21 protein-coding genes are annotated in these 19787 nt (G+C 72.1%); 8 read left to right on the forward strand and 13 right to left on the reverse strand.

Annotated features, from left to right (window positions below):
* Positions 1-11: 11 nt before the first annotated feature.
* From ACFVFH_RS32955 to ACFVFH_RS32965, 3 genes are all read right to left on the reverse strand, one after another.
* Positions 12-770 carry an SDR family NAD(P)-dependent oxidoreductase gene (locus ACFVFH_RS32955; RefSeq protein ID WP_383775732.1) on the reverse strand — a complete coding sequence of 253 codons (759 nt, stop codon included), beginning with the start codon at positions 768-770 and terminating at the stop codon, positions 12-14.
* Positions 771-824: 54 nt separating this feature from the next.
* Complete coding sequence (locus ACFVFH_RS32960) at positions 825-1160, reverse strand: YnfA family protein (protein ID WP_383775734.1); 336 nt, start codon at positions 1158-1160, stop codon at positions 825-827.
* Between the two features lie 182 nt (positions 1161-1342).
* A complete protein-coding gene (locus ACFVFH_RS32965) occupies positions 1343-2806 on the reverse strand; it encodes an FAD-dependent monooxygenase (RefSeq protein ID WP_383775737.1) in 1464 nt (487 codons plus the stop codon).
* Positions 2807-3021: 215 nt separating this feature from the next.
* Between ACFVFH_RS32965 and ACFVFH_RS32970 the strand changes: the two genes are divergently transcribed.
* Positions 3022-3594 carry a TetR family transcriptional regulator gene (locus ACFVFH_RS32970; RefSeq protein ID WP_383775739.1) on the forward strand — a complete coding sequence of 191 codons (573 nt, stop codon included), beginning with the start codon at positions 3022-3024 and terminating at the stop codon, positions 3592-3594.
* Between the two features lie 186 nt (positions 3595-3780).
* Entirely contained in the window at positions 3781-4284 is a 504-nt protein-coding gene (locus ACFVFH_RS32975; RefSeq protein ID WP_383775900.1) for a MarR family winged helix-turn-helix transcriptional regulator, read from the forward strand.
* Between the two features lie 86 nt (positions 4285-4370).
* On the opposite strand, the gene ACFVFH_RS32980 is transcribed toward ACFVFH_RS32975, so the two are convergent.
* From ACFVFH_RS32980 to ACFVFH_RS33015, 8 genes are all read right to left on the reverse strand, one after another.
* Positions 4371-5153: a Mut7-C RNAse domain-containing protein gene (locus tag ACFVFH_RS32980; RefSeq protein ID WP_383775741.1), complete on the reverse strand. Its 783-nt coding sequence runs from the start codon at positions 5151-5153 to the stop codon at positions 4371-4373.
* Between the two features lie 79 nt (positions 5154-5232).
* Entirely contained in the window at positions 5233-6081 is an 849-nt protein-coding gene (locus ACFVFH_RS32985) for an NAD(P)H-binding protein (RefSeq protein ID WP_383775744.1), read from the reverse strand.
* A gap of 462 nt (positions 6082-6543) precedes the next feature.
* A complete protein-coding gene (locus tag ACFVFH_RS32990; protein ID WP_383775747.1) occupies positions 6544-7149 on the reverse strand; it encodes a GNAT family N-acetyltransferase in 606 nt (201 codons plus the stop codon).
* Between the two features lie 47 nt (positions 7150-7196).
* On the reverse strand, positions 7197-8030 hold the full coding sequence (locus ACFVFH_RS32995; protein ID WP_383775750.1) for a DUF6597 domain-containing transcriptional factor: 834 nt from the start codon (positions 8028-8030) through the stop codon (positions 7197-7199).
* A 159-nt stretch (positions 8031-8189) separates the two neighbouring features.
* On the reverse strand, positions 8190-9326 hold the full coding sequence (locus ACFVFH_RS33000) for a hypothetical protein (protein WP_383775753.1): 1137 nt from the start codon (positions 9324-9326) through the stop codon (positions 8190-8192).
* Positions 9327-9467: 141 nt separating this feature from the next.
* Positions 9468-10358: a universal stress protein gene (locus tag ACFVFH_RS33005; protein ID WP_383775756.1), complete on the reverse strand. Its 891-nt coding sequence runs from the start codon at positions 10356-10358 to the stop codon at positions 9468-9470.
* Between the two features lie 104 nt (positions 10359-10462).
* Positions 10463-11536, reverse strand: a complete 1074-nt coding sequence (locus ACFVFH_RS33010) for an Acg family FMN-binding oxidoreductase (protein WP_383775758.1) — start codon at positions 11534-11536, stop codon at positions 10463-10465.
* Positions 11537-11880: 344 nt separating this feature from the next.
* Positions 11881-12534, reverse strand: a complete 654-nt coding sequence (locus ACFVFH_RS33015; protein WP_383775761.1) for a TetR/AcrR family transcriptional regulator — start codon at positions 12532-12534, stop codon at positions 11881-11883.
* A 122-nt stretch (positions 12535-12656) separates the two neighbouring features.
* Between ACFVFH_RS33015 and ACFVFH_RS33020 the strand changes: the two genes are divergently transcribed.
* Positions 12657-13214 (forward strand): NAD(P)H-dependent oxidoreductase, encoded by a 558-nt coding sequence (locus tag ACFVFH_RS33020; RefSeq protein WP_383775764.1) that lies wholly within the window; start codon positions 12657-12659, stop codon positions 13212-13214.
* Between the two features lie 431 nt (positions 13215-13645).
* Here the strand turns inward: ACFVFH_RS33020 and ACFVFH_RS33025 are convergent, their stop codons facing one another.
* Positions 13646-14236 carry a hypothetical protein gene (locus ACFVFH_RS33025; protein WP_383775766.1) on the reverse strand — a complete coding sequence of 197 codons (591 nt, stop codon included), beginning with the start codon at positions 14234-14236 and terminating at the stop codon, positions 13646-13648.
* 129 nt (positions 14237-14365) lie between these two features.
* Between ACFVFH_RS33025 and hemL the strand changes: the two genes are divergently transcribed.
* A complete protein-coding gene (gene hemL, locus ACFVFH_RS33030) occupies positions 14366-15682 on the forward strand; it encodes a glutamate-1-semialdehyde 2,1-aminomutase (RefSeq protein ID WP_383775769.1) in 1317 nt (438 codons plus the stop codon).
* 89 nt (positions 15683-15771) lie between these two features.
* The gene (locus tag ACFVFH_RS33035) at positions 15772-16419 is read left to right on the forward strand and encodes a histidine phosphatase family protein (protein ID WP_383775903.1); all 648 of its coding nucleotides are present in this window, start codon (positions 15772-15774) and stop codon (positions 16417-16419) included.
* Positions 16420-16699: 280 nt separating this feature from the next.
* On the opposite strand, the gene ACFVFH_RS33040 is transcribed toward ACFVFH_RS33035, so the two are convergent.
* On the reverse strand, positions 16700-16843 hold the full coding sequence (locus ACFVFH_RS33040) for a hypothetical protein (protein ID WP_383775772.1): 144 nt from the start codon (positions 16841-16843) through the stop codon (positions 16700-16702).
* A 245-nt stretch (positions 16844-17088) separates the two neighbouring features.
* On the opposite strand from ACFVFH_RS33040, the gene ACFVFH_RS33045 reads away from it, so the two are divergent.
* The 3 genes from ACFVFH_RS33045 to ACFVFH_RS33055 all read left to right on the forward strand — a co-directional run bounded on the left by ACFVFH_RS33045 (position 17089) and on the right by ACFVFH_RS33055 (position 19787).
* Positions 17089-18339, forward strand: a complete 1251-nt coding sequence (locus ACFVFH_RS33045) for a hypothetical protein (RefSeq protein ID WP_383775774.1) — start codon at positions 17089-17091, stop codon at positions 18337-18339.
* Between the two features lie 67 nt (positions 18340-18406).
* Positions 18407-19018 (forward strand): TlpA family protein disulfide reductase, encoded by a 612-nt coding sequence (locus tag ACFVFH_RS33050; protein WP_383775776.1) that lies wholly within the window; start codon positions 18407-18409, stop codon positions 19016-19018.
* 4 nt (positions 19019-19022) lie between these two features.
* Positions 19023-19787, forward strand: a complete 765-nt coding sequence (locus ACFVFH_RS33055; RefSeq protein ID WP_383775779.1) for a cytochrome c biogenesis CcdA family protein — start codon at positions 19023-19025, stop codon at positions 19785-19787.

Consider the following 19787-nt stretch of genomic DNA (forward strand, 5'->3'; position numbering starts at 1 on the left):
GCGGGGCGCGCTCAGGTGGTGCGGTGGACCTTGGAGTTGGAGGCCTGGGCGCGGGGGCGGACCACCAGGAGGTCGATGTTGACGTGGCTGGGGCGGGTGACGGCCCAGGTGATGGTGTCGGCCACGTCGTCGGCGGTGAGCGGGGCGTCGACGCCCGCGTACACCTTGGCCGCCTTCTCGGCGTCGCCGCGGAAGCGGGTGGTGGCGAACTCCTCCGTCTTGACCATGCCGGGGGCGACCTCGATGACGCGGACCGGGGTGCCGACGATCTCCAGCCGGAGGGTCTCGGCCAGGACGTGCTCGCCGTGCTTGGCGGCCACGTAGCCACCGCCGCCCTCGTAGGTGGACAGGCCCGCGGTGGAGGAGAGGATCACGACCGTGCCGTCGCCGCTCGCGGTGAGGGCGGGGAGCAGCGCCTGGGTGACGTGGAGCGTGCCGATGACGTTCGTCTCGTACATCTGGCGCCAGTCGGCGGGGTCGCCGGTGGCTACGGGGTCGGCCCCGAGTGCGCCGCCGGCGTTGTTGACGAGGACGGCGAGGCTGCGGAACGCCGAGGCGAACTCGTCCACCGCGGCGCGGTCGGTGACATCCAGCGCGTACGCCGTCGCCTGGTGGCCCGCCTCGTTGATCTCGGCGGCGAGCGCCTCGATGCGGTCCTTGCGGCGGGCGGTCAGTACGACGCGGTAGCCGGCTGCGGCCAGCTGCCGGGCGGTCGCGGCGCCGATGCCGCTGCTCGCTCCGGTGATGACGGCGATCGGGGTGGCGGCCATGGCGGACTCCTCGGACAGCTGATCGGTACGGGGCCAGGATAGGCAGGCGCGGGGTCAGTGGTTGCGGGGGGCGTACATGATCACGGCCATGCCCGCCAGGCAGATCAGCGCGCCGATCACGTCCCAGCGGTCGGGGCGGTAGCCGTCGGCGACCATGCCCCAGACGATCGAGCCCGCCACGAAGACACCGCCGTACGCGGCGAGGATGCGGCCGAACTCGCCGTCCGGCTGGAGCGTGGCGACGAAGCCGTAGGCGCCCAGCGCGATGACGCCCGCCCCGATCCAGATCCAGCCCCGGTGCTCGCGCACCCCCTGCCAGACGAGCCAGGCGCCCCCGATCTCGAAGAGTGCGGCGACGACGAACAGGGCTACGGAGCGAGTGATGGACATGGCCCCAGCGTGTCACGCGGGATCTTCGTCATCGGGCGTGGTGGGTCTTCGGAACAGGGCAGCGACATCTACGGCTGCGGCATGTGCGGCTGTGGCATGTGCGGCTGTGGCATGTACGGCAGTGGTTTGTACAGCAGCGGCATGTACGGGAGCGACTGGTCGGTGGTGGGTGGGGGCCGGGTTCACAGGGCGAGTGCGGCGCGCAGGGCCGCCGGGTCGGTGTGGTTGCTCGCCCAGGCGATGTAGCCGTCGGGGCGGACGAGCAGGCTGGTGGTGCGGCCGTTCCGCCAGTGGGCGTGCACCAGCGGGGTGGATGATGCCGGAGCGGTGGTGCCGGGGGGCGTGACGAGGACGAATGTCCCGTCGCGCAGCAGTTGGTGCAGGCGGCCCTCCCGCAGGCTCAGGTCCGGGGCGCGCTTCGCGGTCAGGGGGTGGGCACCGCGTGGGGCCCGGTAGGCGATGGAGATGCCGGAGACCATGCCGATGGCCTTGTCGGAGACGGGCCGGAGCGTGGACAGTGCCCCGGCGGCGACGTTCCGTACCGACCGCTGGAGCGGGGTGCGGGCCATGGCGAGGCGGACCAGCGCGCCGCTGGAGCGGAGCACGCTCGCGCCGACCGGGTGGCGTTCGGCCTGGTAGCTGTCGAGGAGCGCCTCCGGGTCCGCCGACTGGTTCCGTATCACCACGGCGAGCTTCCAGGAGAGGTTGGCGGCGTCCTGGAGGCCGGTGTTCATGCCCTGGCCGCCTGCCGGTGAGTGGACATGGGCGGCGTCCCCGGCGAGGAAGACGCGGCCGGTGCGGTAGGACGGCACCTGGCGTTCGTCGCTGTGGAAGCGGGAGATCCAGCGGGGGTCGTGCATGCCGTAGTCGCTGCCGAGGGCGCGGCGGGTGATCTGGCGCACCTCGTCGAGGTCGACGGGATCGCTGTCGGCGGCCTGGTGGGCGTGGCTCCACCCCATCACGCGGTACCAGCCGTCACCGAAGGGCGCGACGAAGGCGAAGGCGTCCCCGACGCCGCCCACCGTCAGCACGTCGGGCGGGGCCTCGGCGAGCCGTACGTCGGCCAGGGCCATCGACCGGATCACGGATTTTCCGGGGAAGGGGAGGCCCAGCGCGTGCCGCACGGAGCTGCGCATTCCATCGGCACCGACGAGATAGCGGGCGACGAGGTCGGTCCGGCTGCCGTCCTCCTCGCGCAGTTCGGCCGTGACGGATTCCGGCGTGGCGTCCTGCCGGAGCCCGGTCAGCTCCGTGTCGTACCGGAAGTGGACACCGGCGGCGCGGGCCCGGTGCTCCAGCACGCGCTCCACCTCGTACTGCGGGGTGATCAGCACGAAGGGGAAGCGGGTGCGCAGCCGGGAGAGGTCGAGCGAGAGCTCGCCGAAGAAGCGCAGGGAGGTGAGCGTGGTGCCCGTTGCGATCAATTCGTCGGCCAGGCCCCGGCTGTCGAGCAGTTCGAGCGTGCGGGCGTGCACGGCGAAGGCGCGCGTCATGTTGCTCGTCCTGTGCGGCCGGCGCTCCACGAGCGTGACGGAGACGCCCTGTGCGGCGAGGTCCCCCGCGAGCAGCAGGCCGGTGGGGCCCGCGCCCACGACGAGTACGTCGACGGTCTCGGGTGCGGTGCTGGTGCTCGGGGTGGTGGTCATGCCTGCCTCCTGGGCCCGTTCATCTGCTGTCTGCTGTCTGCTGTCTGCGCCTGCTGCCTGTGCGTGCTGTCGGTTCTCTGCGGTCTCTGCGGTCTCTGCGGTGCTGCTGTCACCCTTGCGACGACTCGTGCCAACGCACGTTGGTCAACGCTTGTTGGCAACGGTAGACCCGGCACGGCTGGCATGTCAACGCTTGTTGGCCTACATTTGTTGGCATGACGAAGCCCGCCGCCCCGCCCCGCCGTTCGGACGCCACCAAGGCCGCGATTCTCGACGCGGCGCGCGAGCGGTTCGCCGCCGACGGGTACGAGCGCGCGACCATCAGGGCCATCGCCCGTGACGCGAACATCGACCCGTCGATGGTCATGCGCTACTACGGCAACAAGGAGGGGCTGTTCGTCGCCGCCTCCGCGATCGACCTGCGGCTGCCCGAACTGGGCGGCATGCCGGGCAAGCACCTCGGCGCGGTCCTCGTCGCGCATTTCCTGGACCGCTGGGAGGGTGACGGCGTGCTCACGGCCATGCTCAGGGTCGGTGTCACCAACGAAGCGGGTGCGGAGCGGATGAGGGCGGTCTTCGCCGAGCAGATCGGTGCGGTCACGGTCGGCGTCTGCCCCGTTCCGGCCGAAGCGCCGCAGCGTGCGGCGCTCGTCGCCTCGCAGATACTCGGGATGGCGCTCACGCGCTACGTGCTGCGGTTCGGACCGGCCGTCGAGATGTCGCGCGACGAGGTGATCGCCTGGCTCGCGCCCACCGTCCAGCGCTATCTGACCGCCGAGACGCCGTGAGAGCGGTCGCTCGGTGCGCGCGGAGGAGTGATCGCTCCGGGATGCGGTAGCCGACGGTTCGGGTGGGCGGTGAGCGGTGCGTGGTGAGCGGCGGGTGGTGCGTGGTGCGTGGCGGGCGGTGAGCGGCTGTGTCGGGAGCGTGGGGAGCGTAGGGCGTCTGCTTCGTACACTTTCTGCATGTCGCAGATGTCCCGGCCCCGCCGCAGCGCGCTGATGGCCGAGCTGACCGTCGAGTCGCGCCGCTACATGGCCGCGTACGCGCTCTTCAACCAGGCCGTCGCGGACCACCTGCGGCTCCACCCGACCGATCTCCAGTGCCTCAACCTGCTCGGTCTGGAGGCGGCGCCGGTCACCACGGGCCGCATCGCGGAGCTGACCGGGCTGACCACGGGCTCGGCGACCCGGCTGGTCGACCGGCTGGAACGGGGCGGGTACGTGACGCGCGAGCGGGACACCGTCGACCGGCGTCGGGTGCTCGTCACGACCGTGCCGGGCCGGATGGCGGCGGTCGGCGCGGTGTGGGAGCGGCTGAACGGGGCGTGGACGTCGATGTTCGAGGCGTACGACGACGACGAGGTGGCCCTGCTCATCACGCACATGCGGCGCACGGTCGAACTGAGCGCGCGCCAGGCCGAGGCCCTGAAGGAGGACCGCGACACGACCGCGACCGGTGCTTCCGGGCGGGGCTGACGCCGCCCCCGGGCTACGTGCCGCCGTCCACGGACCTACGCGACGCCGCCGCCGTCCACGGCCCTACGCGCCGCGCCGCCCCGGACCTACGCGCCGCCGTCCACGGACGCCGACGTGGGTGCGTCGGCGGGTCCTCCGGCGGACGAGGGCGCGAATTCGTGGAGCGCCTTGGTGACGATCGCCTCCAGGTGGGAGTGGTGGGCGCCCCGCCAGTAGACCCGGTCGCACTCCGTGCACTGCGCGAAGACGTCGTACGACTTACGGGTGCCGTGCTCCAGGTGCTCGCTGACCGTGTCCTTGTCGGCCGCCTTCAGCGGGCCGTTGCAGGCGGTGCACCGGGTCCAGGGGGCGAGGTGCGGGGCGAACCGTCCCAGCACGTCGCGGAGTTGGTCCTCCGGGCGGTCGCTGTAGACGTACGCCCCGGCCCAGATCTCCCGCCGGTGCAACAGCCCCCGGTCCCGCGAGAGCAGGACGCGCCGCTCGTCCGCCGACCGGGCGGCCAGCGCCGGATCGCCGATGTCCTCGCTCTCGTACGCCGCGTCGACGCCCAGCAGCCGCAGCCGCCTGGCCAGCGTGCCGAGGTGGACGTCGAGCAGGAACCGCAGGGGTGCGCCCGGGACGTGCTGGGGGCGGTCCACGGCCCGTACCTCGACCAGTTCACCGGCCTTCGGGATGTGCGAGACGGGCGTGGGCCGGCCGTCGACCAGGATCTGTCCGGCCTCGGTGAGCGGGATGCCGAGCGACTCCACGACATGGCCGAGGGTGGAGGAACCGTCGGTGGTGACGGCCGTGCGTCCCCGGCGGCGGTCGTGCGCGACGAAGAGCCGCAGCTCGGGGGCTACTTCGAGGTGGATCTCCGGTCCGTTCACCCCGCCAGGATGTCATCGCTCGCGGCGGGGCGGCCAGGGGGTTTCGGCCGCCCGCGCGCGCCGGGCGCGGCGCTTGGGCTCAGGGGCGGAAGGCGGCGGCGTGCTCCTCGGCCCAGGCGGCGAAGGTGCGGGCCGGGTGGCCGGTCAGCTTCTCGATGTTGTCGGTCACCTCGGCCGGGACGTCGACCGTGGCGGCCGAGTAGGCGAGCAGGGCATCGGCGATCCGCTCGGGCACGAAGGCGGCCACGGACTCCTTCCAGGCCGCCGGGGTCACGGTGTTGATGGCGATGGGGCGCCCGGACGCGTTCGCCAGGAGGCCGATCTGCTCGGCGACGGTGAGCGATTCGGGGCCGGTCAAATGGTACGCCGCGCCCCGCAGACGGGGGTCGGTGAGCACGGCGAAGGCGGCCTCGGCGATGTCCGTGGTGTCGATGGGGCTGGTGTGGCTGTCGGGGTACGGGAGGTCGACCGAGCCGTGGGCCCGTACCGAAGGCGCCCACTGATAGGCGTTGCTCGCGAAAGCGCCGGGGCGGAGCAGCGTGGTGGTGAGGGGCGAGGCCGTCAGGGCCTGCTCCACCGCGTGGTGGGAGGCGGCGATCGCGTTGTCCTGGGCGTCCGGTGCGAGGACCGAGCTGGAGGAGAGCAGCACGATGTGGCCGACCCCGGCGGACCGGGCCGCGGAGAGGAAGGCGTCGATGCCGGACGGCTCGGCGTAGAGGAAGACGGAGTCGACGCCGTCGAGGGCGGCCCCGAAGGTGGCCGGATCGCTGAGGTCGCAGGCCACGACCGGTACGTCGGCGGGGAGCGCGGCGGAGTCGAGGTCGCCGGGGGTGCGCGAGGCCGCGCGGACGGTGTGACCGCCGTCGCGCAGCAGGGAGACGAGCGTGGAGCCGATACGGCCGCGGCAGCCGGTGACGAGCGTGTGCATGGTGGAGGTGTCCCCTCTGAGTACGGAAAATATTACTGCGACGCGAATAAGCTGCGTGGCGCAGATAAATATCCGGCAGGACGGACCGACCGTCAAACGGTTTCGAGCGCCGTGGATGGGCGGGTGGCCCGCCGAGGTCAGCCCGCCGGGCGCGGGCGCGGGGGCGGGGGCGGCCCGGCGAGGTCGGCCCGCCGGGCGCGGGGCCGGGTTCCTGGGGGCCGTACGCCGGGCTCGGTACTCCCGGGCCGCGCCCAGCGGGGCGTCCGCGTCCCCCCCGGCACGTCCCGCCCGGCGGGGCGTCCGCAGTCCCCGGCACGTCCGCCTCCGCGCTCCCTCCCTCCGCCGGGCGCGTCCGCTTCCCCCCGGAACGTCCGCCTCCACGCCTCCCCGGGCGCGTCCGCGTCCCCCCGGCGCGTCCCCGGGCGTATTCGCGTCCGCAGCGCGCTCACGCCCGGATCGCGCTTATGCCCGGCTCGCGCTCACGTCCGCCCCCGAGTGGGAGTCGGCCTCCGATGTCAGTGTCGACTCCGACTCCGACTCCGACTCCGGCTTCAGGTCCAGCCGCCAGTCGTTCGTCAGCAGTGCGTGGCCGGGCGGGTACTCGAAGTCGCACGTGCCGATCAGGGTGAATCCCGCCTTGCGGCACACCGCGTTCGACGCGCCGTTGTCCACGGACGGGTAGGCGTGCAGGAAACGGTGTCTGCGTGCGGATCGGGCCTGCTCGGCGACGGCCCTCGTCGCGGCCGTCGCGATGCCCAGGCCCTGGTACTCGGGGAGAACGGCCCACCCCGTCTCGTACACTTCCTGGCCCTGCCAGGTGCGCTCCCAGAAGCCGATCGTGCCCACGGCATCGGCACCGTCTGTCAGGGCGATGCGGAACATCCTGCCCCGGCCCGCGCGGTCCGCGCTCAGCCGCACGTAGCGCCCGTGGCGCGCAATGAGCTGTTCCTCCGACTCGGGGCCGCCCAAGTGGTCCATCAACTCTGGTGCGTTGGCGCGGCGGAGCAGCTCCAGATCGGTGTCCGACCAGGGCTCGATACGTACGGGTGATGACGTGGTGTGTCCCATGCCGGAACTGTAGGACGCGGCACTGACAACGGCCGGTCGGCCGGAAATCAGTGCGGGGCGAAGGCCGTCGGAGGCACGCCGACCGTGGCCGTGAAGTCCCGTACCAGATGGGCCTGGTCGCTGTAGCCGAGCTCCGCCGCCAGCTCCGCCCAGTCCACCCGCCGGTCCGACTCGGCCCGTTCCAGCGCCTCGTGGATGCGGTAGCGGAGGATGACCCACTTGGGGCCGACGCCGACGTACCCGGCGAAGAGCCGCTGGAGCGAGCGCGGCGACAGCCCCTCGGCGCGGGCCAGTTCGTCGACGCGGCGCACCGTGCGGTCCGTGCGCACCAGGTCGACCAGGGCCATCGCGCGTTCGGCCTGCGGGTCCGGTTCCGGGTCGAGCGCCAGCAGGTACGCATCGAGCGCCGCCACGCGCGCGTCCTCGTCCGCCGGGCCGAGGACGTCGGACGGCGGGGCGGGCGGGGTGAACACCTCGTCGGCGGGCAGCCGCCGCCCCGTCCAGTCCGAGACCGGCCGGTCCGGCGCGAACGGCCGGAAGCCGCCGGGTCGGAACTGCACCCCGCAGACCCGGCCCCGGCCCTCCAGTTTCTGGGTGAAGAGCTCCAGCCCGATGCCCGAGACCTCCGCGAATCCGGTGTCGCTGGAGTCCCCGGCGCGGCCCGGTCCGGCGCCGCTCCCGTACTGCTGGAAGACCAGGTTCACGGAGGGGTGCGGCACCAGGTGGGAGGCGTACGGCTCGGGCAGGTCCCAGTCGATGAGCCAGTAGTGTTCCAGGTACGGCCGCAGCTCGGCGGCGGGCTCGCGGCGGCGGAACCGTACCTGGGTGAAGAGCGCCGGGGCGTCGACGATGCCCCGGGTGTCGCGGCGAGGACCTGTCATGGCGGCGATCCTAAAGCGGGTGCTTGCCATGGTGAGTGCGCCCCAGGGGCGTCCTCCCCAAGGCGCGTCCCTCCTCAGGGCCGTCCCTCCCCAGGCCCGTCCCTCCTCAGCGCCGTACGTCCCAGGACTGTCCCTCCTTCCGAGCCCGCCCCCGCTGGTCTATCGACTCCACACATGCAGGGCGTCGCCGGTCTCCGACGTCGTGTACCAGGTGCCGTCGCCCAGGGCCGTGGGCGCGCCGGACACCGGGAACGGGTACGCGAGCAGCGCCGACACCCGCATCGGCCCCCCGGCGGTGCTCACCAGCCAGTGGCGCGGCTCGCCGTACTCCTCGTCCCGCTGCGACGTACCGGCGACGACGGTCTCCTCGTCGAGAAAGCCGCATGTGTAGTCCCAGAGCGTCTCGTCGGCGTCCTGGTCGTCGGGATCGGCCCCGGGGTGGCGGGGAATGGCGTGCTCGGTGTCGAGTTCGGACAGGACGCAACCGTCGTCGGTCCGGTGCACGCCGAGCGTCTCCTCGTAGTGAGTCACCGTCAGGAAGCGCTCGCCCGAGGGGCTCACGTCCGTCAGGATCCGTTCGTCGTCGCAGAACCGCTGGACGGTGAGCTTTCCGCCGTCCCAGCTGCCCCACAGCATCGGCACCCCGTCCTGCCCCTCGCCCACGCACAGCCCCATCCGGGCGGGGTCGGGGTGCGGGACGTGATGCGAGCCGACCGCCGCCGTCTCCGCGTCCGCCCGGCCGAGGACCCGCCCGTCGGCGGCGTCGATGACCAGCCACTCGTCCAGCGCCTCCGGATCGGGTCCGGACGCGGCGACAGGGCCGCGGATATGGGCCCACACGAGCGTCCCGTCCGCCGAGAACACGGCCGATCCGCTGTCCGCGTAGAGATGCCGGCGGTCGCTCGCGTACTCCTCGTACGTGGTGTGGAGGGTGTGGCAGCTGCCCTCCCAGCATCCGTGCCCGATCTCCCAGCGGACCGCGCCGCTCGGGTCCACCGCGCGCACCGCGTGGACCCCGGCGAAGACCGCGAGACTCCGGTCCGGTGCCACCGTGCTGGTGCCGAAACGGCGGGGCCAGGGCGCGGGGAAGCGGACCGCCGACGTGTCCGGGGCGCCCGGGTCGAGCGCGATCAGCTCGTCGTCGCCGCGCTGGACGAGCAGCCGTGGGCCGCCCGTCGGCCGCCCGGCACCGGGCGCGGGCCACCGCAGGAGCCACGGGGCGTCGGCCGTGCCCGGCGCACGGTCCAGCGGTGCGGTGAGCGTGGTGACAAGGTGTGCTGCGGCGACATCGGCCATGGGACGGGCCCTCCCCCTCGTGCGTGGGCGCGTCGACTCGCATCGAATCGAACGTGAGTGCAACGGTACGAGGAGAACGGTACGGCCGTGGCCGCGCGCCCGCGCCGCCCCGGCTCCCGAGTGCGCCGGTTCCGGTGTGCCTCAGCTCCGGTGCGCGTACGTGTCCGGGACGACGGCGACCGGGCAGGGCGCGTAGTGCAGTACCGCGTGGTCGACCGGGCCCAGTTGGAGCCCGTGCCATCCGCTGCTCCGCCGGGCGCCGACGACCAGCAGTTCCGCGCCCTCGGCGGCTTCGATCAGGACCTGGTGCGTGGGCCCCTGCGTCACCGTCCGGTGCACGAGGGTCCCGGAGCCGTCCTGGGCGGTCAGCGCGGCGAGGACCGCTTCAAGGTGTTCCTCGGCCTTCCGGCGGTGTGTGGGTTCGGGGGAGCCCGGGAGAGGCTGACGGTTCAGGAGCGCGTGCGCGGGGCCGCGCCAGGCCCTTACGGCGATCAGCTCGCCGTGGCGCGACGCGGCCCGGGTCAACGCGAAGAACGCGGCGGGTGCGGGTTCGGCGGCGTCGCCGATCCCGACGACGACGCGGCCGGGCTCCGCCGTGGCGCGCGGCGGCCTCGCCGGGATCACCACGACCGGGCAGTGGGACCGGCCGGCGAGTGCCAGCCCGACCGACCCCAGGAGCATTCCGGCGATCCGGCCCCGGCCCCGGGAGCCCAGGACGATCGCGGCCGCCTCGTGGCTCTCCCGTACGAGTGCGGCGACCGGGTCCTCCGGCTGCACGTCGGCCTCCACCTCCACCTCGGGCCGCAGCCCCCGTACGCGGTTGCGGGCCGAGTCGACGAGACGCTCGGCGAGGACCTGTTCGACGGGGTGCGCGGGGTCGACGGGCGGGCGCAGCCCCTCGTAGTGCTCCCACAGCGACGCGTGCACGATGCGCAGGGGGAGCCGGGAGCGCGCCGCCTCCGCCGCCGCCCAGTCCAGCGCCCGCAGGCTGCTCTCCGATCCGTCCACTCCGACGACCACGGGGAGCCGCATCGCTCCCACCGCCCTCTCTGCTCGGAGCTCGGATCCGGTTGCTCGGATCCGGTTGCTCGGATCCGGCCGGGCCCGCGCGCGTGGTCGGCGCTTTCCCGGCGTCCCTACGGTTCGATCGTCAGCACCCGGTCCAGGGGACGGCGCGGCGTGCGGGGGCCGGTGGGCCCGTATCCCAGCCGGATGATCATCTGGGGGTGTCCGGTGCCGTGGACCGGGTCGCGCACGACCCAGCGCAGGTCCGGCCATTCGAGTGGCTGGGTCGCGAACGAGGTGGACAGCCCGTCCAGCGTGGCGGTGAGCAGGACGCGTTCCAGGGCCTGTCCGGCGCGCAGCCAGTCCGCCGGGCGGTCGCCCCCGGTGCTCAGCAGGACCAGCTGGGGCCGGTGCTCGAACGGGACGTGGGCCCGGCCGGTGACGGGGACGCTGCCCGCGAAGTCGCGGTTGGTCGCCCGCTCGGCGGCATCGCGGGGGCCGAAGGCGTAGTCGGGGATTCCGTCGACCGGCGCGTCGGTCTTCGTGTACCGGGCCCAGTGCTCCTGCTCGGCCTCCCGCGCCGGGTCGCCGCGGTCGTAACCCTCGGCGTCCCGGATCAGATCGAGCACGGTGTCCAGGTGGGGCCCGCTCAGGAACATCAGGTTCGCGCCCTCGACGCGGGCCGCGTGGCCGAGGCGGGCGCGGACGTCGTCGGGGATCGCCTGCTCGTCGAACGGGAAGCGGCTGGTGTGCCGCTCGGCGATCGCGGGGTGGAGGGGGCGAAGCGCCTCGTCGTCCGTTCCGCCGGAGACACCGGCGCCGTCTTCCGTCTCGCCGGGGACACCGGCTCCGTCTTCCGTCTCGCCGGAGGCGCCGGCGCCGTCGTCCGGACCCGCGGAGAGGCGTACGGCGGCGAGGAAGGCCGGATCCGAGGGTTCCGGCAGCAGTGTGGTGGCCGCGCCCAGGCCGTGGTGGGCGGCGGACACCCGCAGATTCAGCAGGGCCGCGCCGCAGCCCACGTGGAGAGCGCGGCAGGTGGGGTCGGCCTCCGGTATCCGGCGCTCGAAGTCGGCCCGGAGGGCGAGGGTGCGGCTGTGCCGGCCGTAGCGGAAGAGCCAGGGCTGGGCGTTGTGCATGGACGGTGCGGCGGTGGCGTCGGCGACCAGCTCGGTCACCACGGCGTTGCTGAGCGTCTGGGTGGACATCGGACCCCCGGAGGTCGGGAACTGTCGATGTCTCTCCAGCATGTATCAAGTCCCGCCGAGGCGATACGGGACTTTCGTCCTGAAGCGGGCATTTTCCGTGTGCGGGGCGGGGCGGCGAGGCGGCGGCCAGGCGGGCTGACGGGGCGGCCGGGCGGGCTGACGGGGCGGCGGACGGGGTCTGCCCGGCGCCTGCGGTCGCGTGGCCAGTGGTCGCGTGGCCAGGTGGTTACGCGGCCGTCCACCACATCGTTGCCCCGTTACGCCGTTGCCCGGTTACGCCGTCACGCAGTCGCCCCTCACGCCCTCACGCCCCTACGCCCTCATGCCGTCATGCGGTCACGCCGTCATGCCGTCGCGCCGAGCCGGTTGACCAGGTGGTGCCAGGTCTCCTCCAAGCGCTCCGGCGGTATGCCGCGTTCGACGGTGAGGTGGTGGACGAGGGCGGTGTCGATGGAGCCGAGCAGGGTGTGTGCGAGCGGTTCCGGGTCGCCGGGCACGCCCGCCTGGCGCAGCAGCATCGCGAGGTGGTTGACGCGCAGCCGGAACGCCGGGACGCCGTAGTGGCGCAGCGCGTCGGTCCGGCTGGCCAGGATCAGCGGGTGGTGGTCGCGTTCGTGGCGCAGGACGGCGGGTCCGAAGGCGTGCAGCCGCTCCGCCGGTGAGGCGTCGGGGCCCAGCGGGGGCGGGCCGGAGAGGAAGGCGGCCTGGAGCTGCTTCTCCCGGTGGTCCAGGAGCGCGAGCAGCAGTCCGGCCCGGTCGCCGAAGCGCCGGAAGACGGTTCCCTTGCCCACCCCCGCCGCGGCGGCCACCGACTCCATGGTCAGCTCCGCCGCTCCGCATCCGGACAGGAGCCGGGAGGCGGCGTCCAGCAGGAGGGTGCGGTTGCGTGCCGCGTCCGCTCGCAGCTGAGGGGGTTCGTCGGTCGGGGCGAGCGGGAGGTTCGTCCGCGCCTCTCCGGGTTCGGGCAGCCTCGGGGTGTGGGTGTCGGGGCCGGTCATGAACCCAGCGTAGCGCCCGGGAAGAATAAGTGGACCGTGGTCCGTTTAGGTGGTACAACATTAAACGGACCACGGTCCGTTTGGTTGACGTATCCGCCTCTCCGCCTTCCGGGAGTTACCTCATGTCCGTACGCATCCTCGCGCTCGTCGGCAGCCTCCGCGCCGGTTCGCACAACCGTCAGCTCGCCGAGGCCGCCGCCAAGCACGCCCCCGCGGGTGCCGAGATCGAGCTCTTCGAGGGCCTGGCCGACGTGCCCTTCTACAACGAGGACATCGACGTCGAGGGAAGTGTCCCGGCGGCTGCCGCCCGGCTGCGTGAGGTGGCCGCGGGCGTCGACGCGTTCCTGCTGTTCTCGCCCGAGTACAACGGCACCATGCCCGCCGTCCTGAAGAACGCCATCGACTGGCTGTCGCGCCCGTTCGGCGCCGGCGCCATCTCCGGCAAGCCGGTCGCCGTGGTCGGTACCGCCTTCGGCCAGTACGGCGGCGTCTGGGCGCAGGACGACGCCCGCAAGTCCGCCGGGGTCGCCGGTGGCGTGGTCCTGGAGGACGTCAAGCTGTCGATCCCCGGCTCCGTGACGCGCTTCGCCGACACCCACCCGGCCGACGACGCCGAGGTCGTCACCGCGCTCACCGAGGTCATCGAGAAGGTGAGCTCGGCCGCCGCGGTGGCCGCCTGATCTTGACGTGTGCGGGCGGCGGTGCGGGCGAGGATGCCGCGCCGCCGCCGCTTCGCGTCCGCCGGGCGGCCCGCGCCGCGCGGCATTCCGGAGCCGCCCGCGCCCCGCGCCCCGCGTCAGGGTGCCCGCCCGCGCGCGACGGCGTACCGGACGGCGTACGCATCCGCGCACCGGACCGCTCAAGCACGGCGCGGCACACGGCTTACGCATCGCGCACTACGCGTCACATCGCGCACCACACACCACGCGCCGCGCGGCGTACGCCACCACGCACCGAAGGCGTACGGCGCACCGCGGCGCATGGCACCGGACCGCGCCGGACTGCACCGCACCGCACCGCGCCGGACTGCACCGCACCGCACCGGACCGCACCACTCACCCGCGACGTACGGAAAGGCCCCTGACCCCGGCCACGCCTGGAACGGCCCCGATCAGGGCCACACCAGGCAGTACGCCTGATGTCCCGCATCGTGCAGACGATGGCTGAAATCCTGCCATTCGTGCAGGAGTTGGTAGACGTTGTACGCGTCGCTCGGGCCGCCGCGGTCCGGCACCGTGGACCAGATGAACGCCGCGGCGCCCACCGATTCCTCGCCGACGCCGCGCAGCGGGTCGACGACCGTCATCGGAAGCTTGACCACCGCGTAGTCCGGGTGCAGCACCACCAGTTCGAGCGGCGGGACCCTGTGCAGAGGTATGCCCTGTATGCCGGTGAGGACCATCGCCGCCACGGTCTCCGGCTTGATCTTGGTGAACATGCCGCCCATGCCCAGCTCGTCGCCGCCGAGCTCCTCGGGGCGCATCGAGATGGGCACGCGTGCCGCGGTCGCCCCGTCCGGGGCCCCGAAGTACTTGTAGGTCACCCCCACCCGGCCACCACTCCTGCTTCCGGCTTCGCCACCCTGCGGACCAGCGGCCCGTATGCCCTGCTCGCGCTCCGCCTCACGCCGGTGCCGACCCCGCCGGGCAGGCTCGGGCCCCAGGTCGTCGGTCCCTTCGCCCACTCCGCCACCGCGATGCATATCTCATCCACCCGACTACTACTTAGGAGACACAGCCCCCGCCGCGCAACCCGATCATCGTGTCAGTGACCTCCCCCACGGGCGTGCGGTGAAACACCAGTCCGCAAGACCGTCCGTGGCTCTGACACCATGGCTTGTGTGAGCTTTCCCTATGACGCCCCAGTTTCGCAGACGCTTTTCGACCGCGCGTCCCTCGTGACGCCCGGCGGCGTGAACTCTCCCGTCCGTGCCTTCCGGGCCGTGGGCGGTACGCCCCGCTTCATGGTGTCCGGCAGCGGTCCGTACCTCACCGACGCGGACGGCCGTGAGTACGTCGACCTCGTGTGCTCGTGGGGGCCGATGATCCTCGGCCACTCCCACCCGGAGGTCATCGCCGCAGTCCAGGAGGCCGTCGCCCGCGGCACCTCGTTCGGTACGCCCGGTGAGGGCGAGGTCGCGCTCGCCGAGGAGATCGTGGCCCGGATCGAGCCCGTGGAGCAGGTGCGGCTGGTGTCGTCCGGCACCGAGGCGACCATGTCCGCGATCCGTCTCGCCCGCGGATTCACCGGCCGCGCCAAGGTGGTGAAGTTCGCCGGCTGCTACCACGGCCATGTCGACGCGCTGCTCGCCGCCGCCGGTTCCGGGGTCGCGACCTTCGGCCTGCCGGACACCCCGGGGGTCACCGGCGCCCAGGCCGGCGACACCATCGTGCTGCCCTACAACGACCTGGACGCGGTCCGCGAGGCGTTCGCCGCGCACCCCGGCGAGATCGCCTGTGTGATCACCGAGGCCTCGCCGGGCAACATGGGCGTCGTGCCGCCGCTGGACGGTTTCAACGCGGGGCTCAAGGAGCTCTGCGCCGCGGGCGGCGCGCTCTACATCTCCGACGAGGTCATGACCGGGTTCCGTACCTCGAAGGCCGGCTGGTACGGCGTCGACGGGGTGCGGCCCGACCTGATGACCTTCGGCAAGGTCATGGGCGGCGGCTTCCCGGCGGCGGCCTTCGGCGGGCGCGCGGACGTGATGGCGCACCTCGCCCCGGTCGGCCCGGTCTACCAGGCGGGCACCCTCTCCGGGAACCCGATCGCCACTGCCGCCGGTCTCGCCCAGCTGCGGCTGCTCGACGACGCGGCGTACGCCAAGGTGGACGCGGTCTCCGCGGAGATCCGCGGCCTGGTCAGCGAGGCGCTGGCCAAGGAGGGCGTGGCACACACGGTGCAGGCGGCGAGCAACATGTTCTCCGTCTTCTTCACCGACCGGCCGGTGCGCACCTACGAGGACGCGAAGAAGCAGGAAGCTTTCCGCTTCACCGCCTTCTTCCACTCGCTGCTGTCGCAGGGCGTCTATCTGCCGCCGTCGGCCTTCGAGTCGTGGTTCGTCTCCACCGCGCACGACACCCGGGCCGTCGAGCGCATCGCCGCCGCCCTGCCCGCCGCCGCCCGCGCCGCCTCGGAGGCCACCGCATGAGCGAGAACGGAAACCGCGAGGAGACCGGGACCGGCAGCCGCGCGGACGACGGAGGCCGCGCGGACAAGGACATCACCGTCGTCCATCTGATGCGGCACGGCGAGGTGCACAACCCGGAGGGCGTGCTCTACGGGCGCCGCCCCGGCTACCACCTCTCCGAGCTCGGCCGTCAGATGGCCGACCGGGTCGCCGAGCACCTGGCGGCGCGCGACATCACCCATGTCGTTGCCTCCCCGCTGGAGCGCGCCCAGGAGACGGCCACGCCGATCGCCACGACGCATGGCCTGGAGCTGGCCACCGACCGGCGGCTCATCGAGGCGGCCAACGTCTTCGAGGGCAAGACCTTCGGCGTCGGCGACGGCGCGCTGCGCAAGCCGGACAACTGGAAGCACCTGACGAACCCGTTCCGGCCGTCGTGGGGCGAGCCGTACGTCGACCAGGTCGTCCGGATGATGGGCGCGCTGGATGCCGCGCGGGACGCGGCACGCGGCCACGAGGCGGTGTGCGTCAGCCACCAGCTGCCGATCTGGATCGTGCGGAGCTTCGTCGAGCGGCGGCGGCTCTGGCACGACCCGCGCAAGCGGCAGTGCACCCTCGCCTCGCTGACCAGCTTCACGTACCAGGGCGACAGGATCGTGTCGGTCGGGTACACCGAGCCGGCGCGGGACCTGGTGCCGGCGCATCTGCTGGCCGGGGCGAAGCCGGTGAAGGGGAAGTCGAAGGCGTTCGGCGCGTAGCCGGGCCGGGGGCCGCGGGCCGACGGGGCGGGGGCGCGGGGGCCCCGCCCTCGGCCGACGCCGTTCGCCCTCGGCCGCCGCGCTGCCCGTGACCGCCGTGCTGCCTACGACTCCCGTGCTGTCCGTGACCCCCGTGCTGCCTACGACTCCCGTGCTGTCCACGCCCCCCGTGCTGTCCGTGACCGCCACGCTCTCCACGACCCGCCGCGCTGTCCTCGATCGCCGGACAGGCGGGGCTCCGACGAGCCCGTCCGGCGTTCTCCGTCTGCCCTGCGGCCGGTCAAGCGCGCAGCGAATCGATCGCCGGTCCGACGGTCGTCCGTCCAGCGGCCGTCCAGCAGCCGTCCAGCAGCCGTCCGACGACCGCCCGTCCGACGGTCGCCCGCTCGGTGGGGCGGTCATCCGCCCCCGGCGAACCGGTCATCCGCTCGGCAGTACGCCATCTGCCCGGCAGTCGGCCGACCGTCCGGTGATTGTTCGTCCGAAGCGGTGGTTTGAAGCGCCGCCCCTGCCCCACGCCACCTGCTAGGTCATGCGTTCGGTCATGGCTGGGGTCTGGTAACGCAAAGAATCATGTGCTAGATCGCGGAACCCCCGTGTTGATTCTTCCATCTAAGCCTTCGCCAGTTTGTATGGACTTGAGGCAAAACGACCGCAGATGGGGTAATCATGCGCGACATCAGCCGAAGGGGTCTGCTCGGAGCCGGGCTAGGAGCCGCAGCCGCAGTCGGAGTGGCGGGCTGCGGCGCCTTCGGCTCCTCCGATTCGGGCCGGTCGGGGACCACGGGGGAGAAGGGGTCCGACGGAAACACGCGCGGGACCGGATCCGCGAAGAAGGACGCCCGGAAGATCGGGGACGGTTCCACCGCGGACACCGGCAAGCAGCCCCACCAGCCCGCCAAGCCGGTGCCGCTGGAACCCGGCCAGACGCCCCCGCAGTTCGTGATCTTCTCCTGGGACGGCGCGGGCGAGGTCGGCAACGGGCTCTTCCCGCGCTTTCTGAAACTGGCCAAGGATCACGACGCGGCGATGACCTTCTTCCTGTCCGGGCTCTATCTGCTGCCCGAGTCGAAGAAGTCCATGTACCGCCCGCCCAACAACCCCGTCGGCGCCTCCGACATCGGATATCTCACCGATGCCCACATCAAGGAGACGCTGAAGAACGTCCGGCAGGCCTGGTACGACGGGCACGAGATCGGAACCCACTTCAACGGGCATTTCTGCAGCGGTTCCGGATCGGTCGCGAACTGGTCCTCCACCCAGTGGCGGAGCGAAATCGACCAGGCGGTCTCCTTCGTCACCGAATGGCGCACGAACACCGGCTGGACCGACCTCGATCCACTTCCTTTCGACTACCGCAAGGAACTGATCGGCGGCCGCGCCCCCTGTCTCCTCGGCCAGGAGAATCTGCTGCCCACGGCGAGCAAGCTCGGCTGGCGCTACGACGCCAGCTCGCCCGGTGGCACGCAGGTCTGGCCCAAGAAGCGGGAGGGCGTCTGGGACCTGCCGCTCCAGGCCATGCCGTTCCCGGGGCACAGCTTCGAAGTCCTCTCGATGGACTACAACATCCTCGCCAACCAGTCGCTGAATTCGACCAAGGGCATGCCCTCGCGTTATCCCGGATGGCGCGAGCAGGCCACCCAGTCGTACCTCGCCGGTTTCAACCGCGCGTACTCGTCGAATCGCGCGCCCTTCTACATCGGAAACCACTTCGAGGAGTGGAACGGCGGTATCTACATGGACGCCGTCGAGGAAGTGCTCAAGAAAATCGCGGGCAAGCCGGACGTGCGCCTCGTCTCCTTCCGGCAGTTCGTCGACTGGCTCGACGTCCAGACCCCGGCCGTGCTCGACAAGCTCCGCTCGCTGGGGGTCGGGGAGTCGCCCGAAGGCGGCTGGAACGCCTTCTTTAAACAAGCCTGACAACGGGCTTTACGGGCACCGAGGGGGGTGCCAGAGATCGCCGAAACCGCCATGCGAAACTTTTCACATGAGCTATGGCCGCGCACCCCGACGCCGCTTCACCCTGCTCGCCGCCCCCGCCGCGGCCGCCGCACTCGCCCTCACGCTGACCGCGTGCGGCGGGGACGGCAACAAGGCCGGAGGCGGTGGCAACACCAACTTCGTCACTGGCAGTGGCGGGATCTCGACCGTGGACAAGGGCGACCGCAAGGCCGCGCCGAAGCTGAACGGCGAGACCCTCGACGGCAAGCAGCTCGACGTCGCCGACTACAAGGGCAAGGTCGTCGTACTGAACCTGTGGGGCTCGTGGTGCGGGCCCTGCCGCCTTGAGGCCCAGTACTTCTCCCGGGTGGCGAAGGAGATGAAGGACAAGGACGTCCAGTTCGTCGGGATCAACACCAGGGACTCCGAGAAGGGCCCCGCGATCAGCTTCGAGAAGGACTACGGGGTCCCCTACCCCAGCCTCTACGACCCGGTCGGCAAGCTCATTCTGCGCTTCCCCAAGGGCACGCTGCGTCCGCAGGCCATTCCTTCGACCGTGGTCCTGGACCGGGACGGCAAGATCGCCGCCCGCTCCCTGGCCGCCCTCGACTCCGACAAGCTGCACAAGATGATCGACCCGCTGATCGCGGAGAAGTGATTCCGTGCACACCCTTGCCGCGCTCCAGGGCGAGAACTCGACGATCGTGGACGGGGCGCTGATCGTCGCCCTGCCCCTTGCCGTGCTCGCCGGGCTCGTCTCGTTCTTCTCGCCGTGCGTCCTGCCGCTCGTCCCCGGCTACCTCAGCTACGTCACCGGGGTCAGCGGCACGGACCTGGCGCAGGCCCGGCGGGGGCGGATGGTCACGGGTGCCTCGCTCTTCGTGCTCGGCTTCACCGCCGTGTTCGTCTCCGGCGGCGCCCTCTTCGGCTTCTTCGGCCAGACCCTCCAGGAGCAGAGCGGGATCCTCACCAAGATCCTCGGCGTGCTGATGATCCTGATGGGGATCTTCTTCATGGGCCTGATGCCCTGGATGACCCAGCGCGAATTCCGTATCCACAAGAGGCCGGTGACCGGGCTGGCGGGCGCACCGCTGCTGGGCGCCCTCTTCGGGATCGGCTGGACCCCCTGCCTCGGCCCGACGCTCAGCTCCGTGAGCATCCTCGCGATGGACCAGGGCACCGCCGGGCGCGGGGCGATACTGACCATCGCGTACTGCCTCGGCCTCGGCGTCCCGTTCGTGCTCGCCGCCATCGCCTTCCGCAAGGCGCTCGGCGCGTTCGGCTGGGTCAAGCGGCACTACGCCTGGGTCATGCGCATCGGCGGCGTCATGATGATCGCGACCGGTCTCCTCCTGCTGACCGGTGTGTGGGGCACGATGATGCAGCAATTGCAGAGCTGGTCCAACGGCTTCACGGTGGGGATCTGA

This window comes from Streptomyces sp. NPDC057697, from assembly GCF_042799335.1.
In the GTDB taxonomy this organism is placed as follows: Bacteria; Actinomycetota; Actinomycetes; order Streptomycetales; family Streptomycetaceae; genus Streptomyces.